Source organism: Enterovibrio coralii (assembly GCF_001559595.1).
GTDB lineage: Bacteria > Pseudomonadota > Gammaproteobacteria > Enterobacterales > Vibrionaceae > Enterovibrio > Enterovibrio coralii.
Genome location: NZ_LNTY01000050.1, coordinates 186,343 through 201,142 on the forward strand (window position 1 = coordinate 186,343; position 14,800 = coordinate 201,142).

At 45.3% G+C, this 14,800-nt stretch carries 7 protein-coding genes and 2 pseudogenes; 1 reads left to right on the forward strand and 8 read right to left on the reverse strand.

What is annotated here, in order from left to right:
* The 4 genes and pseudogenes from pyrD to pepN all read right to left on the reverse strand — a co-directional run bounded on the left by pyrD (window position 1) and on the right by pepN (window position 8,937).
* Window positions 1-1,011, reverse strand: coding sequence for a quinone-dependent dihydroorotate dehydrogenase (gene pyrD, locus ATN88_RS18860; protein ID WP_067419214.1), 1,011 nt, complete (start codon window positions 1,009-1,011; stop codon window positions 1-3).
* 58 nt (window positions 1,012-1,069) lie between these two features.
* A pseudogene (locus ATN88_RS18865) lies at window positions 1,070-5,885 on the reverse strand (NAD-glutamate dehydrogenase).
* 155 nt (window positions 5,886-6,040) lie between these two features.
* Window positions 6,041-6,268, reverse strand: a complete 228-nt coding sequence (locus ATN88_RS25650; protein ID WP_083539533.1) for a DUF2835 domain-containing protein — start codon at window positions 6,266-6,268, stop codon at window positions 6,041-6,043.
* Window positions 6,269-6,327: 59 nt separating this feature from the next.
* Window positions 6,328-8,937, reverse strand: a complete 2,610-nt coding sequence (pepN, locus tag ATN88_RS18875) for an aminopeptidase N (RefSeq protein ID WP_067419216.1) — start codon at window positions 8,935-8,937, stop codon at window positions 6,328-6,330.
* A 303-nt stretch (window positions 8,938-9,240) separates the two neighbouring features.
* Between pepN and pncB the strand changes: the two genes are divergently transcribed.
* Window positions 9,241-10,401, forward strand: a complete 1,161-nt coding sequence (gene pncB / locus ATN88_RS18880; RefSeq protein ID WP_067419217.1) for a nicotinate phosphoribosyltransferase — start codon at window positions 9,241-9,243, stop codon at window positions 10,399-10,401.
* A 56-nt stretch (window positions 10,402-10,457) separates the two neighbouring features.
* On the opposite strand, the gene ATN88_RS18885 is transcribed toward pncB, so the two are convergent.
* From ATN88_RS18885 to ATN88_RS18900, 4 genes and pseudogenes are all read right to left on the reverse strand, one after another.
* The gene (locus ATN88_RS18885; protein ID WP_067419218.1) at window positions 10,458-11,120 is read right to left on the reverse strand and encodes a hypothetical protein; all 663 of its coding nucleotides are present in this window, start codon (window positions 11,118-11,120) and stop codon (window positions 10,458-10,460) included.
* A gap of 136 nt (window positions 11,121-11,256) precedes the next feature.
* Window positions 11,257-13,262, reverse strand: a pseudogene (prc, locus tag ATN88_RS18890) (carboxy terminal-processing peptidase).
* 18 nt (window positions 13,263-13,280) lie between these two features.
* Complete coding sequence (proQ, locus tag ATN88_RS18895) at window positions 13,281-13,937, reverse strand: RNA chaperone ProQ (protein ID WP_067419219.1); 657 nt, start codon at window positions 13,935-13,937, stop codon at window positions 13,281-13,283.
* A gap of 114 nt (window positions 13,938-14,051) precedes the next feature.
* Entirely contained in the window at window positions 14,052-14,510 is a 459-nt protein-coding gene (locus ATN88_RS18900) for a GAF domain-containing protein (protein WP_067419220.1), read from the reverse strand.
* Window positions 14,511-14,800 lie beyond the last annotated feature (290 nt).

Here is a 14,800-nt window from a genome sequence, read left to right on the forward strand (position 1 = left end):
CTAAATGTTTCTGACAATGTCTTTGACTAAGCGTGGGCCGTGGTAAATGAAACCAGAGTAAACTTGAACAAGCTCTGCGCCTGCCATCATTTTCTCTTTTGCGGCCATCACTGAGTCGATACCACCTACACCAATGATAGGCAGCTTGCCATTCAGTTCTTGATGCAAACGACGAATGACTTCAGTGCTCTTGTTCTGAACAGGACGACCACTCAAACCACCCGCTTCGTGTGCATGAGGCATCCCCTCCACCAGCGAGCGATCTAATGTAGTGTTTGTTGCGATAACACCATCGATACCATGACGAACGAGAGAGTCTGCTACTTGAACCAATTCTTCTTCGTTCATATCCGGTGCAATTTTCAATGCGAGCGGAACGTACTTACCACGTGAATCTGCCAATTCTTTCTGACGTGCTTTAAGCGAAGAAAGCAGATCGTCCAGTGCCTCACCGTACTGAAGTGAACGAAGTCCTGGGGTGTTTGGAGAAGAAATGTTCACGGCAATGTACCCTGCATGGTCATAGACTTTATCCATACAAATCAGGTAGTCATCTTTACCGTTTTCAAGCGGTGTATCTTTGTTCTTGCCGATATTGATACCAAGAATGCCGTCGTATTTTGCTTTCTTCACGTTCTCAACCAGCGCATCTACCCCATGGTTGTTGAAGCCCATGCGGTTAATGATCCCTTCTGCTGGGATAACACGGAACAAACGCGGTTTGTCGTTTCCATCTTGCGGGCGAGGTGTCACCGTACCTACTTCGATAAAGCCAAAACCCATTGCACCGAATGCGCCAATACACTCACCGTTCTTATCAAGACCGGCAGCAAGACCTACAGGATTTTTAAAATGCAGTCCCATTACTTGAGTAGGACGAGGAGGAAGGTTTTGACGATAGAAAATATCGAGAGGAGTGCCAGTAAAGCGATTAAGATTTTTCATTGCCAGATCATGAGCATGCTCTGGGTCCAACTGGAATATTGCCGTTCTGGCGAGGCGGTACATCATGTAACCTCCAAAAAAAAGCCCCGAATAAACGGGGCTGTATTATCAACGGTTTGGAGGATTAATTCAAATTTAAAAGTGTGAGTTCTCGCAATGCTACAGAGAATTTTGCGAATTCATGGGCTGTACCCACCTTAAATTCGGCAACGATACTCTCCCAGCGCCCCAAACTCACTGCATGCTCAACCATCCACGCCTCAAGTCCAAGCTCTGCAGATTCCCCTTTCTTCATTCCTTCCAAGATATGGCGGTCAACATACGTTGTTGCCAGTCGAGATCTTCGCGGAACGACGCTCTTGCCAATGCTTGCCAATGGTTTTCAACTGGCTGATTGGTAATTTGCTTGAGGAACCAGTGCAGCGACAAAGTATCGCCCAGCACAAAGTAGAGACGCGCCACCACATCGAACGGCTTGTCCATTTGGTCGGAAACCTGCGCAAGATCCAAGCCCGCAAACAGACTGCTCAGACGGGCGACCTTATCAGCAATCGCTTTTGGCACGCCTTTGTCTGTGTACTCTTTGCTTTGTTGTTCATGCTCTTTGATTTCTGAAGGTACCAGGTATTTCTCAAGATTATCTGCAATGTTGTTCACCGCAGGCTTGTAGAAGGCAACGAGTTGCTCGATACCCTTTTCTTTCATCGGATTACGTAGGATCCAACGCGTTGCACGGCGCAATGTTCTACGACAGCGATACATCACTGCGTATTGAACCTGAGCAGGCAACTCATTATCAAGAGCACGAATGTCTTCAAAAGTCTTACCGAACTCAAAGACTTCTCGAGCAATCGCGTACGCGGCTGCAATGTCGCCAACGCGTGCGCCCGTTTCATCTTGCATACGGGTGACAAAGTTAAAGCCCATGTCATTAGACATTTGATTTGCAAGGCTGGTTGCAATGATTTCCCCTCTCAGAGGGTGTGTTTCCATTGCATCACGATAGTTACGTTGTAACTCCGTTGGGAAGTAGGATGGCAGTAACTTACCGAAATGATCGTCTTGCGTGATTTGCTCAATCACCAACTGCTCTTTCAGCACCATCTTGCCGTAGGCCACCAGCACCGCAATTTCAGGGCGGGTTAAACCTTTTCCGTGGAGCTGTCTCTCTGCCAAGGTTTCGTCATCAGGCAGATACTCAAGTTGACGATCCAACTTACCTTCTTTTTCAAGGTAATGAATAAAGCGGATCTGCTCTTTCAACAAGGCAACTTGCTGCTCTGCCGTGACAGAAATAGACTCACTTTGGCAATAGGCATCATCCAGAACAATGTCAGAGACTTCATCTTCCATACGAACAAGAAGCTCATTACGTTGTTTGTATGTCAGATCCCCTGCTGCTACCAAACTATTGAGCAAGATCTTGATGTTAACTTCGTTATCCGAGCAATCAACACCACCAACATTATCGATGAAGTCGGTATTCACCAGGCCGCCATTCATCGCGTACTCAACGCGAGCTAGCTGGGTCATACCCAAGTTACCGCCCTCACCAACAATTCGCGCCCCCAGCTCATTGCCGTTTACACGCAGTGCATCGTTGGCACGGTCACCCACTTCAATATGGGTTTCTGATTCCGCTTTAACATAGGTACCGATACCGCCGTTCCAAAGCAGATCCACATTTGATTTAAGGATCTGTTTGATCAACTCGTTCGGCGTCATGGTTTGCTTTCTCACACCGAGCATTTTCTGGATTTCAGGCGTCAGCTCTATTGATTTAGAGCGACGAGAGAAAATGCCACCGCCTTTAGAGATGAGTTTCGCGTTATAGTCTTCCCAGCTGGAGCGAGGCAGTTTAAACAGACGATCCCTTTCTACCCATGATTTTGCTGAATCTGGGTTTGGATCAATAAAGATGTGCAGATGGTTAAAGGCCGCGACCAATCGAATATGCTTCGACAGCAACATACCATTACCAAATACATCTCCTGCCATGTCGCCGATGGCCACACAGGTAAAGTCGGTTTCTTGGCAGTTTATACCGATTTCGCGGAAGTGACGTTTAACCGATTCCCAACCACCTTTTGCGGTAATACCCATGGCTTTGTGGTCATAACCGTTTGAACCACCAGAGGCAAACGCATCACCCAGCCAGAAGTTGTACTCTTCTGACACCGAGTTAGCTAAGTCGGAGAAAGTCGCTGTCCCTTTATCCGCCGCAACAACCAAATACGGATCGTCCTCATCATGGCGCACCACTGACAATGGCGGAGTCAAATCACCTTCAATGATGTTGTCCGTAATGTCGAGCAGACCTTTGATAAAGATGCGGTAACAACGTTGCCCCTCTGCGAAGATCTCGTCACGGTTGGTGAGATGGTGTTGCTTCTTACAAACAAACCCGCCTTTCGCACCAACAGGGACAATCACCGTATTCTTAACTTGTTGCGCTTTCACCAAGCCCAGCACTTCCGTTCTGAAATCTTCTTGGCGATCGGACCAACGTAAACCACCACGCGCAACCTTGCCGCCACGAAGGTGGACACCTTCAATGTCTGGCGAGTAAACAAAGATCTCATATGCCGGTATTGGTTTAGGGATCTCAGGAATATTCTGAGGCTGCATTTTGAAAGAGATATAGTCCTTGTATGAACCTGTCTCTTTGTCTTTTTGGAAGTAGTTGGTACGCAGCGTCGCAAGGATCATTTCCATGTAGCGTCGGATAATACGGTCATCATCCAAGCTCTCGACGTGTTCCAACTCTTCTTCGATTTGAGCGATGAGTTTGGTTTGCTCTTTTTGACTGTTTTTCTCTGGGTCGAAGCGTTTAGTAAATAGATTCACCAGCAATTGCGCCAGATCTTCATGCGAAGCCAGCGTTTCTTCGATATATGCCTGACTGAACGGGAATGCTACTTGGCGCATGTAACGGGCATAAGCACGAAGGATCGTTGCTTCTCTTCCGCTCAAACCTGCATTCAGAACCAGTCGGTTGAAACCATCACTTTCTAAACGGCCAGACCAAATACCCGCAAACGCTTCTTGGAAACGATCGCGTGCTTCTGAAAGGTCAAAACCGTTTCGAGCAGAATGCAGCATCGAGAAATCAAGGATCCAATAGGTATCCCCAGATGTCGTTTCTACTTTATACGGTGACTCACCAATCACACGCAGACCGAGGTTTTCAAGCATCGGCATCACGTCTGACAAGTGAATCGCTTCATCTTTCTGGAACAGCTTCAAACGTACTGCACACGAGGCTGAAGGCTCTTCTTGAGGTCGATAGAAAAGCATATCCAGCTTATGATCGTCACTCAGGTTTTCCAGCCTTTCAATATCGGCAACTGCCGAACCTGGCAGCATCGCTTCTTTATATGAACGTGGGAAAGCACGGAGGAAACGTTTCGCAATCGGCGTACCGCTGTTCTCACCAAAGTTCGCAATAACGGCTTCTTGCAAACGATCATCCCAAGAGGACGCCGCTTCAGTCAGGTTTTGCTCCAATTTCTTCACGTCGATATCAAAGTTATTGTTCTCGACACGCACAATATAGTGAGTCCTTGCGAGTGGGCTTTCAGAGAAGAAGGTATTGAATTCAACTTCTTGCTCAGAGCCGAAGTAGTTCTTCAAAATGCGCTGTGTAGCACGTCGGAATTCAGTGTTGTAGCGCTCCCTCGCCACATAAACCATGCAGGAAAAGAATCGGCCAAACGGGTCGCGACGAACGAAGGCTCGCAGCATATCCCTGTCTTGAACCTGCACAATGCCCATACCGATATCGAGCATTTCCATCTCAGTTGCTTGGAACAACTCATCGCGTGGGAAGTTTTCAATGATATTGGCGAGTGCTTTCCACGAATGGGATCCTTCGTAGTAGCCACTGATCTCTAGGATCCGGTTTACTTTGTTACGCAGTACCGGAATGTTGCTGGTGGATTGGTTATACGCAGAGGAAGCATAAAGGCCATGGAATCGATGCTCGCCGATGACGTTGCCTTTCTTATCGAAGCATTTAACCCCGATGTAATCCATATAGGCAGGACGGTGAACCCGTGACTTGCTGCTGCCCTTATTAATGATAAGGATCTCTTTTCTCAGAGCGGTTGCCCTCGCCGACTCAGGCATGTCGGACAACTTGAGTCCCGGGCGTTTCAAGTCGAGTTTTTTAGCCAGACCAAGACCCGCGTCTTTTGAAGGCACCAGAATGTGGTCACCTTCAATAGCGTTCAGCTCATAATACTTGTACCCCATAAAGGTAAAGTTGTGCGAGCCGATCCACTCAAGGAATTCAATCGCTTCTTCCTGACGTTCTTTCTCAACAACAGGCTTTTCTTTTTTCAGCGTGCTAATGATCTGTTTGACCTGCTCTTGCATTGGTTGCCAATCATTTACAACCAACGCCACATCGTTCAATGTTTCCGTCAGGTCTTTTTCTAACGCCGCCATTTCTTTTTTACTTGTCATCCTATCGATTTCAATATGGAAGACAGTCTGGCGGTCGCCTTTCTCACCACCGATTTCAACGACGTTTCCTTTCGCATCTTTTACGATGCGGTGCGGACCGTTGAGCATCAAGTGCGTTGCAATATCTAGCGGTTAAGAGCCATTCGTACAGAATCGACCAAGAACGGTGCGTCTGGAGTGAGTATTTCTACGATGGTATGTGTAGATTGCCAGCCATTACCGCTGAGCGTAGGGTTAAAGACTTTTACAAAGATGGTGGATTGATCGTAATTATTGAGGTGGTGCCAGAGACTTAAAACAGCGCCGTAAAGGTCAGACTCATTTCTTTCTTGAAGGTCATCGTCCGAAATGGGTCCTAAAATCCTTTTCGCCAAAGTCTCTACAAGCGGCTGTTGTTTTTTATCCAGTTTCTCAGCAATCAGGTGATAAACTTTCTCTAGCAACACCGGCACAATTGGGTCTCGCGCGGTCATGGCCTACTCCATTTATTTTTTATGTAATCGCTATGAGTATAGAGGTTAATCAGTCTTTGCGACTTATGAAGTAGTTTACGGCCTTGTTAATAAAAACGTTACATGAAAAAACGTTAATCCAATGCGACTTTTTAGTTATGTGATTGACGTACGGTTTAAACAATTTTATCGAGCGATTTAAAACGATTGTTTTCATCAACGGTAAGGCGAAATCTCCCTTTTACACCCAATTGGCTTAAATATGGTCGGAGTCTAGACGCCGGTAATTGAAGGGTTAATCCATTGTCGGTTTTAACAACAACGGTCGATGCCACTCCGGCATAATGTTGTTGGAAAATGTGGTAAGAAATATCCACGGAAAAGTAATACACATTCGAGTTCATAAAAAAGCCGCCCTTAATAAGACGGCTTTAAATTACTTAATTACAGAATTTAATCAAGGTTAGGCGTCGAGTGCCTTGTTGATTTTTTCGTACAGATCTTTCGCGAGGTTATCCAGAGACGCCAAACGTTCAAGCGAGCTTCTCATCAGAGCTTGTCGATCTTCATCGAATCGTTTGAACTTGAGCAAAGGATCAATCAAACGAGAAGCGACCTGTGGGTTAGATGTGTTTAGCTGTGTCAGGATCTCGGTCAAAAACGCATAGCCCGAACCATCTTTCGCATGGAAATGAACCGGGTTGTTATTGCAGAAAGACGCAACCAAAGAACGGGTACGGTTTGGATTTTTCAAACTAAATGCTGGATGTGACATTTGTGCTTTCACATTTTCCAAAGCATTTGTCGCCGGGTTACAACCTTGCAGCATGAACCACTTGTCCATCACCAAGCCATCATGTGTCCATTTATCACTAAACGCTTTCATCAAAGACTCGCGAGATGCAAGTTCAGCATGGTTTGCTGCACCAAGCGCCGCGGCAGTATCTGTCATGTTGTTCGCACCGTCGAAATGCGCCTGAACCAGATCATTACCATTTTCAATGTGCGCTAAATATCCAAGACAAACATTACGTAAACTACGCTTGCCAATTGCATCATGTTCAATGCTGTAGTCTTCTTGGTTTAGTGTGTGGTAAACCGCGCTCAGCTCGTCTGAAAGATCAGTAGCAAAACGATGTTTGATTGCAGTACGAACGGTATTGATTGCATCAACATCTACAACATCAAACCAGCCACCGATTTCATTTTCGCTTGGTAAGGTAAGTACTTCTGCGATCAATGCTGAATCCAGTTTGCCGTCAAGCAACACACCGCGGAATGCATCAACGACATCGCCAGGCAAAACGAACGCCTCACCCTGCTGGATGCGAGCAACGTTCTGTTTGATATGTTTCGCGAGGAGCATTTGTCCCGCGTCCCAACGCGCAAATTCATTTCTAGCGTGAACCATCAAGAACGCGAGTTCTTCATCACTGTAATCGAAATTCAATTTCACCGGCGCCGAGAATTCGCGAAGCATTGAGATGACAGGTTTCTCACTGACATTTTCGAAGACGAACGTCTGCGTTTCCTCTGTCACATGCAGAATGCTACTTACTTTTTTATTGTTACACTGTAACTCAACAACGCTGCCATCAGCGGCATAAAGCTCTACATCGAACGGGATTAAAAGCGGTGCTTTCTCTTTTTGATCTGCTGTTGGCGGTGTCTTTTGATTAATTGTCAGGGTTAACGTTTTTGCATCTGTCTGGTACTCTGCGCTGACTGTCAATTCAGGTGTGCCTGACTGGCTGTACCATAGTCGGAATTGACCAAGGTCGATACCTGATGCATCTTCCATCGCTTTTACAAAATCTTCGCACGTCGCAGCCGTACCATCGTGACGTTCAAAGTAAAGTTTCATGCCTTTTTGGAAGTTGGTTTCTCCCAGCAAGGTATGCATCATACGAATAACTTCACTGCCCTTCTCATAGACGGTTAGCGTATAGAAGTTATTCATTTCTATTACTTTTTCAGGGCGAATTGGGTGCGCCATCGGGCTACAGTCTTCGGCGAATTGAGGACCACGCATGATGCGAACGTTATTAATGCGATTGACTGCGCGAGAGCCTAAATCAGACGAAAACTCTTGGTCACGGAAAACAGTCAACCCTTCTTTGAGGCTAAGTTGGAACCAGTCGCGGCAAGTTACTCGGTTACCTGTCCAGTTATGGAAATACTCGTGCCCGATAACCGCTTCAATGCCCAAGTAATCGGTATCCGTTGCGGTGTCTGAGTTGGCGAGAACAAACTTCGAGTTGAAGACGTTCAACCCTTTATTTTCCATCGCCCCCATATTGAAGAAATCGACAGCAACGATCATGTAGATATCCAAGTCGTATTCAAGGTCGAAACGCTCTTCATCCCACTTCATTGAATTTTTCAATGACGTCATCGCATGTGTAGCACGATCTAAATTGCCTTTATCAACAAAGATTTCTAACGCCACATCACGGCCACTTCGCGTGGTAAACACGTCTTGCAGCAAATCAAAATCGCCAGCAACCAAAGCAAATAAGTAACTTGGTTTTGCGAATGGATCTTCCCATTGAACCCAATGACGTCCTGCATCCAAGTCACCTTGACCCACTTTGTTACCGTTACTCAGTAGGAATGGGAAAGCGGCTTTATCCGCGGTGATTTTCGTGGTGAATTTTGCCAGAACATCTGGGCGATCAAGGTAATAGGTTATACGACGGAACCCTTCCGCTTCACATTGTGTGCAGTATGCACCATCAGATAAGTAGAGTCCTTCAAGAGACGTGTTAGCAGCAGGATCGAGTTCAGTTTCAATCAGAAGTGTAAATTCGCTTGGCAGGTTTGAAAGCACTAATCCTTCAGCGGTTTCTTCATAATGCGTCCAAGCGTTGTCATCAATCTCAACGCGACGAAGGATAAACCCTTCTCCATCAAGCGTTAAGGTATCACTGCCCGGCGTCAATTGCTTCACCTTGCTTTTGGCGATCACTGTTGTCTTTGTTGCGCCAAGATCAAAATCTAAATCGATGTCAGTGATAGTGAAGTCTGGGGCTTTATAGTCTTTACGATACTTTGCCTGAGGTTGTTGTGCCATGACGGTTTCCTTTAAATATTCACGCCAACGCTCTCAATCAAAAAGAAAATGCAGAGAGAGCTAATTATGTGAGATAATTACCTAAGATACTCATAAACATAATTCATTGCTACCAACTCCCTGCACAATGCGTGACCAATTAAACTCAATCGCCCCTAGTTTTCGGATGGAAATTGGGTAATCAATGGGTTGACTCAACTGCCCTATTTGACGTTAAATTTGCTCCCTTATGCCCAGAATTGCATTTTATGGGTAGCAAATCGAAGATCTCAGCTAAACCGTTTCAGAGGTACTTTTTAAGGCATGCTTAAGCCCATTATTTCGTCACTATTAGACACGGATGCCTACAAACTAAATATGCAACAAGCGATATTCCATCATTACCCGGAAGTCGATGTTGCTGCTGAGTTTCATTGCCGCAGCGATGAAAGCCTCGCTGACCTCAAAAATCAAATAGAACAAGAAGTTCAGGCGCTGGCAAACTTACGCTTTACCTCTCAAGAAATCACTTATCTTTCAGGATTGGGTTTATACCAGGCCGACTACCTTTCCTATCTAGAGAGTTTTTCACTGAACGCCGAACAAGTTTCGGTGACCGTTGCTGACAACCAGCTGGCTATTCGCATCGAAGGCAAATGGTTAGATGTCATCTTGTGGGAAGTGCCGTTACTGGCAATCATTTGCGAGTTACGTTGTAACAGAAATTACCCAACATCAACGCCTGAACAAGCAGTTGACTTGCTTGAACAAAAACTGACGTCCCTTTCCAACATCGGCAAAGACTTTCAATTTGTTGACTTTGGCACGCGTCGTCGTTTCTCTAAAGATGTTCACAACGCTATTGTCCAACATTTGGTTGGTCATTGCGGCCACTTCGCAGGTACATCGAACCTCGCACTTGCGATGCAGCACGGTATTCCGGCTGTTGGTACGCAAGCGCACGAATGGTTCCAAGCTCACCAACAATTGGCCGGTGATCTGGCGGATTCACAACAACTCGCCCTTCATCGTTGGTTACAAGAATACCCAGACAAACTAGGAATTGCCCTCACCGATTGCATCAACATGGATGCATTCTTGAATGATTTCAACGAACATTTGAGTGCGCAATTTATTGGCCTCCGTCATGACAGCGGCGACCCGATTGCTTGGGGTGAAAAAGCGATCGCGCATTATGAGAACTTGAACATTAATCCTCTTGATAAAGTGCTTATTTTCTCTGATGGCCTAACGCTTGAGAAAGCGATTAACATTCATCAGCACTTTACCGGTCGTATCAATACATCTTTCGGCATTGGCACTCAACTTACTTGTCACCTCCCTGACGTTGAAACGTTAAACGTGGTGATCAAGTTGGTGACGTGTAACGGCAAACCCGTTGCGAAAATTTCCGATGAACCAGGTAAATCGATCTGCCAAGATACGGAATACCTGAGTGAGCTAAGAAAAGCTTTCAATATCTAATAAAAAAGGACGCTATGCGTCCTTTTTTATTAGCGCGTTATCAGCAATCTTATTACCTAAGGTTGGTCACGTTTCAATACCGCTTCCATACCAAATTGGTTGTTGCTGAGTTTGAGTGTATCTGCATTCAATTCAAAGACGGAGTCTTGTTGGCCACCTCGATAAATCAAAACAAGATGATCATCTTCGAGGTAATAAACACCGCGATGTGTCACCGAACGCCCTTCTACACCAGAGACTTTCACAGAAAAAAGAAAATCAGGACGCAAAATCAGCGCGAGGTCTGAAACACGTTCATCAACATCTTTACCTTGAATCACATCACTGTACCAAGTGCCAGAAAGGTTGTTTGGCAAAACTTTGGTAAATTGTGCACCTTGAAGCGACAGTTGATTGTGATTGAGTTGGTATGAGTGGCGTTGTGTTTCCCCGAAGTCATCGCTTAAAACCAACGTTGATTCATCGAGGTCATACTCTCCAACCGCCTCTTCCACCGTACCATCTCTCTTTAAAAGTTTGACGGTAAAACGGAAGTCGGACTTAAAACTGATGTTTATCGCTTTGTACGCATTTTCCCCAGATGTTGATGTCGATTGATCCGGACTGAACCAATACCAATCACCAATCAAAAGTGGGAAGTCGAGTTGAGTGAGATCTTGTGACTTTGCAGGCGTTGCAAGAAAGAAGATAACAAAGATAAGGCCATACCATTTTTTCATACGCTTCTCCTAACTCGTTATGTCTTTATATATTTTAGACAAATATCACAGGTTACGAGGTTGTTAATAATAAAAATGATATTTTGGCGATTGAAAAAAGGCGAGCATTATGCTCGCCTTTTTCGTCTATGAGGATTTAGCTTCGCTGGAGTGCGTTCGCCATGTCCTGCGTGATCATGGCTGCTTCATCAAGATACGCGTCTGGCTCTTCGTAATCACTCGGCACATCATCTAGCGTTTTGAATGGTTCTTTACCAAGCAATGCTTGACGCTCATTCAAACGTCCAAGACGTTTAGTATCGGTGTCTTCTCGTTCTTTGATTCGCTCTTTCTCATTCAGAGAAATGACGTTGTCATCTTTCAACGCTTTATATTCAGCGATGTCTTCGAGAATAAAACCGAATTCAGTATCCTTACCAATACGAGTTTCATGCGCAGTTCCCAACTTTTTCACCAATGGTGTCAGCTGGTTAACTGTCTCGTAGGCAGCAGGTGTAATGCTATCCCACGGCAACGCGTTCTCTTCAACACTCTCACCCGTTTCTTCTGGATCAATCGCTGTTGGGAATGGAATGTCAGGAACTACACCTAAGTGTTGAGTACTGCCACCATTAATGCGATAGAACTTCTGAATCGTGTATTGAACATGACCGAGAGGTTTATCAAACAGATCATAGATATGGTTCAGCGAACGGTGTTGTTGAACCGTGCCTTTACCAAATGATTGTTCACCCAAGATCACGGCTCTTCCGTAATCTTGCAATGCAGCAGCAAAAATCTCAGATGCAGACGCAGAGTAACGGTTAATCAAGACAGTTAGTGGACCGTCATAGTAAATTGCGTTGTCACTGTCGCTATTTACTTTTACTCGACCGTAGCTATCTCGAACCTGAACAACAGGACCACCTTCAATGAACAATCCGGTCAATGCAGATGCTTCGCTTAATGCACCACCGCCGTTGTTACGAAGGTCGATAACAATACCACTAACCTTGTCTTTCTTCAGGTTTGCGATTTCTTTTTTGGTGTCTTCAGCAAGACCGACATAGAAACTCGGTACTGAAATAACACCAATTTTCGCGTTACCTTCATCAATCACTTCTGATTTAACGGCGCGGTCTTCCAAACGAATTTTGTCGCGCACAAGTGTGACAGTGTAACTCTTGGAATTCGCTCCTTCAGGAAGAATCTCCAGTTTCACTGTACTGCCCTTCGGACCTTTGATCAGTTGAACCACATCATCCAATCGCCAGCCGATAACATCGACCACTTTGTCTTTGTCCTGAGCAACACCGATGATTCGATCACCCGGAGACAGTTTCTTCGACTTCGATGCAGGACCGCCGGCAACCAATGAGCGAATCACGGTAAAGTCATCTTCAACCTGCAGTACAGCACCGATCCCTTCCAGAGAGAGATTCATCTCTGATTGGAATTGTTCTGCATTACGAGGAGAAAGATAGCTTGTGTGCGGATCTACTTCTCGTGCAAATGCGTTCAAGTAAAGCTGGAAAGCATCTTCACTTTTCGTTTGCGTCAAACGTTTGATGGCATTGTTGTAGCGCTTTTGAAGTGTTTCTTGAATGTCAGGCCATTCTTTACCCGCCAACTTCAAGTTCAACGCATCGTTTTTAACACGCTTACGCCACAGTTCATCAAGCTCTGCTTTATCTTTTGCCCAAGGCTCTTCGCTTCGATCAATGAGCATGTTTTCTTCAGCATCAAACGTGATCTCGTTGTCCAGCAATGCTAATGCGTACTGGTATCGGTCAAAGCGTTGTTGCAGAGATTTATTGAAGATATCGAAAGCGGCTGAAGTGTCGCCTGAGCGAAGTTGATCGTCGATTTGAAGCTGCCATTTAGACAATTCATCGATGTCTTTTTGTGTAAAAAACAAACGATTAAAGTCTAGCGTTTCTAGGTAGCGTTCAAAAACTTCTTGAGAGAACTCGTCATCAAGCAAGAACTGCTTATAGTGAGACTTTTCAAAACGACGAGTAATGCGTTTGCTCGCGGTTTTGTGTTGGGGTTCTGAAACCAGCGTAGGAATATCAGCGGTGTTATACTTGGCCTCAAAGGCTGGGCGGATGCTGCTAGCATTAAGCTAGCAGCAATCGCGGAAAAGCGGAATCGACAGATCATGCGTCGAGGTTTCTCCCTTTACGAACTAAGGTGCTCCGCTTTCACTAGCATGGTCAGGCCATTGCTCAAACGAACGCGTACCTCGTCCTTATTAAGTTCTACAATCGTAGCAGGCATGTTGCCATTGCCCATATTAACGTTTACGTCTTTACCTACGACAATGTCTTCAGCCTTGAGTTCACGACGTGGTTCAGCAGGCTTATTATCTAGCTTAGTATTTTTTGCCTTAGCTGGTCGAGATTTTGAAGGGTTAGCTGTTGATTTATTTGCTTTTGGTGCGCGTTTCGCTTTTGCACCTGGCTTTTTATCGCCATTCTTTGCAGCTTGCTCTTTACGACGCTCGCTAGCACGCGCTTTGCTTTCTGCTAGTGCAGTTTGAGCGTGATCGATGTGCTCTTGCTCTAGCTCACCACAATCGTTGCCATCAAGGTCAACGCGGATCGCGCCAGTTTTCGCACCGTAAAGGTAACGCCAAGAAGAAGTATACTGGCGCAGAGCTGCACGCAGTTGAGTTTTACTGACTTTAGGATCATCAGCAAGGCGGTTAGCCAGATCTTGAAAAATGCCGATTTTCAGAGGACGGGCTTCACCTTCCAATGTGAAGCATTTTGGGAAAAGTTCAGCAATATAGGCGATAACTTGCTTGCTGTTGGCCAGTTTTTCAGTGTTTTCCATCTTTCTTCCTGTCTCTTTGTGTTACGAGCACACAATAGAGAGTGTACGGGTTAACAAATTAAGTGCTGCGTATTATAGATACCTCTGTGTGAAAAACCACAAAGAAGCTTAAATTTAGAGGTGTTTTTGCAATTCAGTGACCAATAAAGTGAGACCCGTTTCATCATCATGATCGAATCTGCCGATATTTGGCGAATCTATGTCCAATACACCAACAAGTTTTCCTTTGACATACAAAGGTAAAACAATTTCCGAATTGCTTGCTGCATCACATGCGATATGACCGTCGAATTGGTGCACATCTTCCACTCTCACCACCTCTTGCTTGGTGAAAGCACTGCCACAAACTCCCTTTTCATAAGGAATGCGCACACATGCTGGTTTGCCTTGGAAAGGGCCTAAAACCAACATGTCACCATCATCCAGATAAAAACCAGACCAATTAATGTCGGGCAATGCTTGGAACAACAATGCGCTCACATTGGCAAGGTTAGCAATGAGGTTTGGCTCACCTTCTACCAAAGCGGCTGCTTGTCGGGTAAGGGTGGCATAAAAATCGACTTTATTTTCCATGGTGTTACTGCTTCCATCTCAATTGTGTGCAACCTTAAAACGGAACAAGACATTATTCAATGCCACCTTTGATTGATGACCGTTTTCTGTGCGCCCTGCTTGCCTTTTGTACTCTCAAACACCAAAAGCCGTGTTCATTTTCAAAGAGCACAACTAAATCATTGAAAAATGATGTGTAAAGACGTCAGTTTGATTAAGATAGCTGCCTATATTAAGCAAGCATGTACGACACGCGGATGACAATTCACGCCCTAAATATAAAGAACGATTAGGGTTTCGCTATCCAATGT

Excerpts from the sequence above, each read along its gene's own strand:
- pyrD (WP_067419214.1), bottom strand. The coding sequence starts at position 1,011 with ATGATGTACCGCCTCGCCAGAACGGCAATATTCCAGTTGGACCCAGAG.
- ATN88_RS25650 (WP_083539533.1), bottom strand. The coding sequence starts at position 6,268 with ATGAACTCGAATGTGTATTACTTTTCCGTGGATATTTCTTACCACATT.
- pepN (WP_067419216.1), bottom strand. The coding sequence starts at position 8,937 with ATGGCACAACAACCTCAGGCAAAGTATCGTAAAGACTATAAAGCCCCA.
- pncB (WP_067419217.1), top strand. The coding sequence starts at position 9,241 with ATGCTTAAGCCCATTATTTCGTCACTATTAGACACGGATGCCTACAAA.
- ATN88_RS18885 (WP_067419218.1), bottom strand. The coding sequence starts at position 11,120 with ATGAAAAAATGGTATGGCCTTATCTTTGTTATCTTCTTTCTTGCAACG.
- proQ (WP_067419219.1), bottom strand. The coding sequence starts at position 13,937 with ATGGAAAACACTGAAAAACTGGCCAACAGCAAGCAAGTTATCGCCTAT.
- ATN88_RS18900 (WP_067419220.1), bottom strand. The coding sequence starts at position 14,510 with ATGGAAAATAAAGTCGATTTTTATGCCACCCTTACCCGACAAGCAGCC.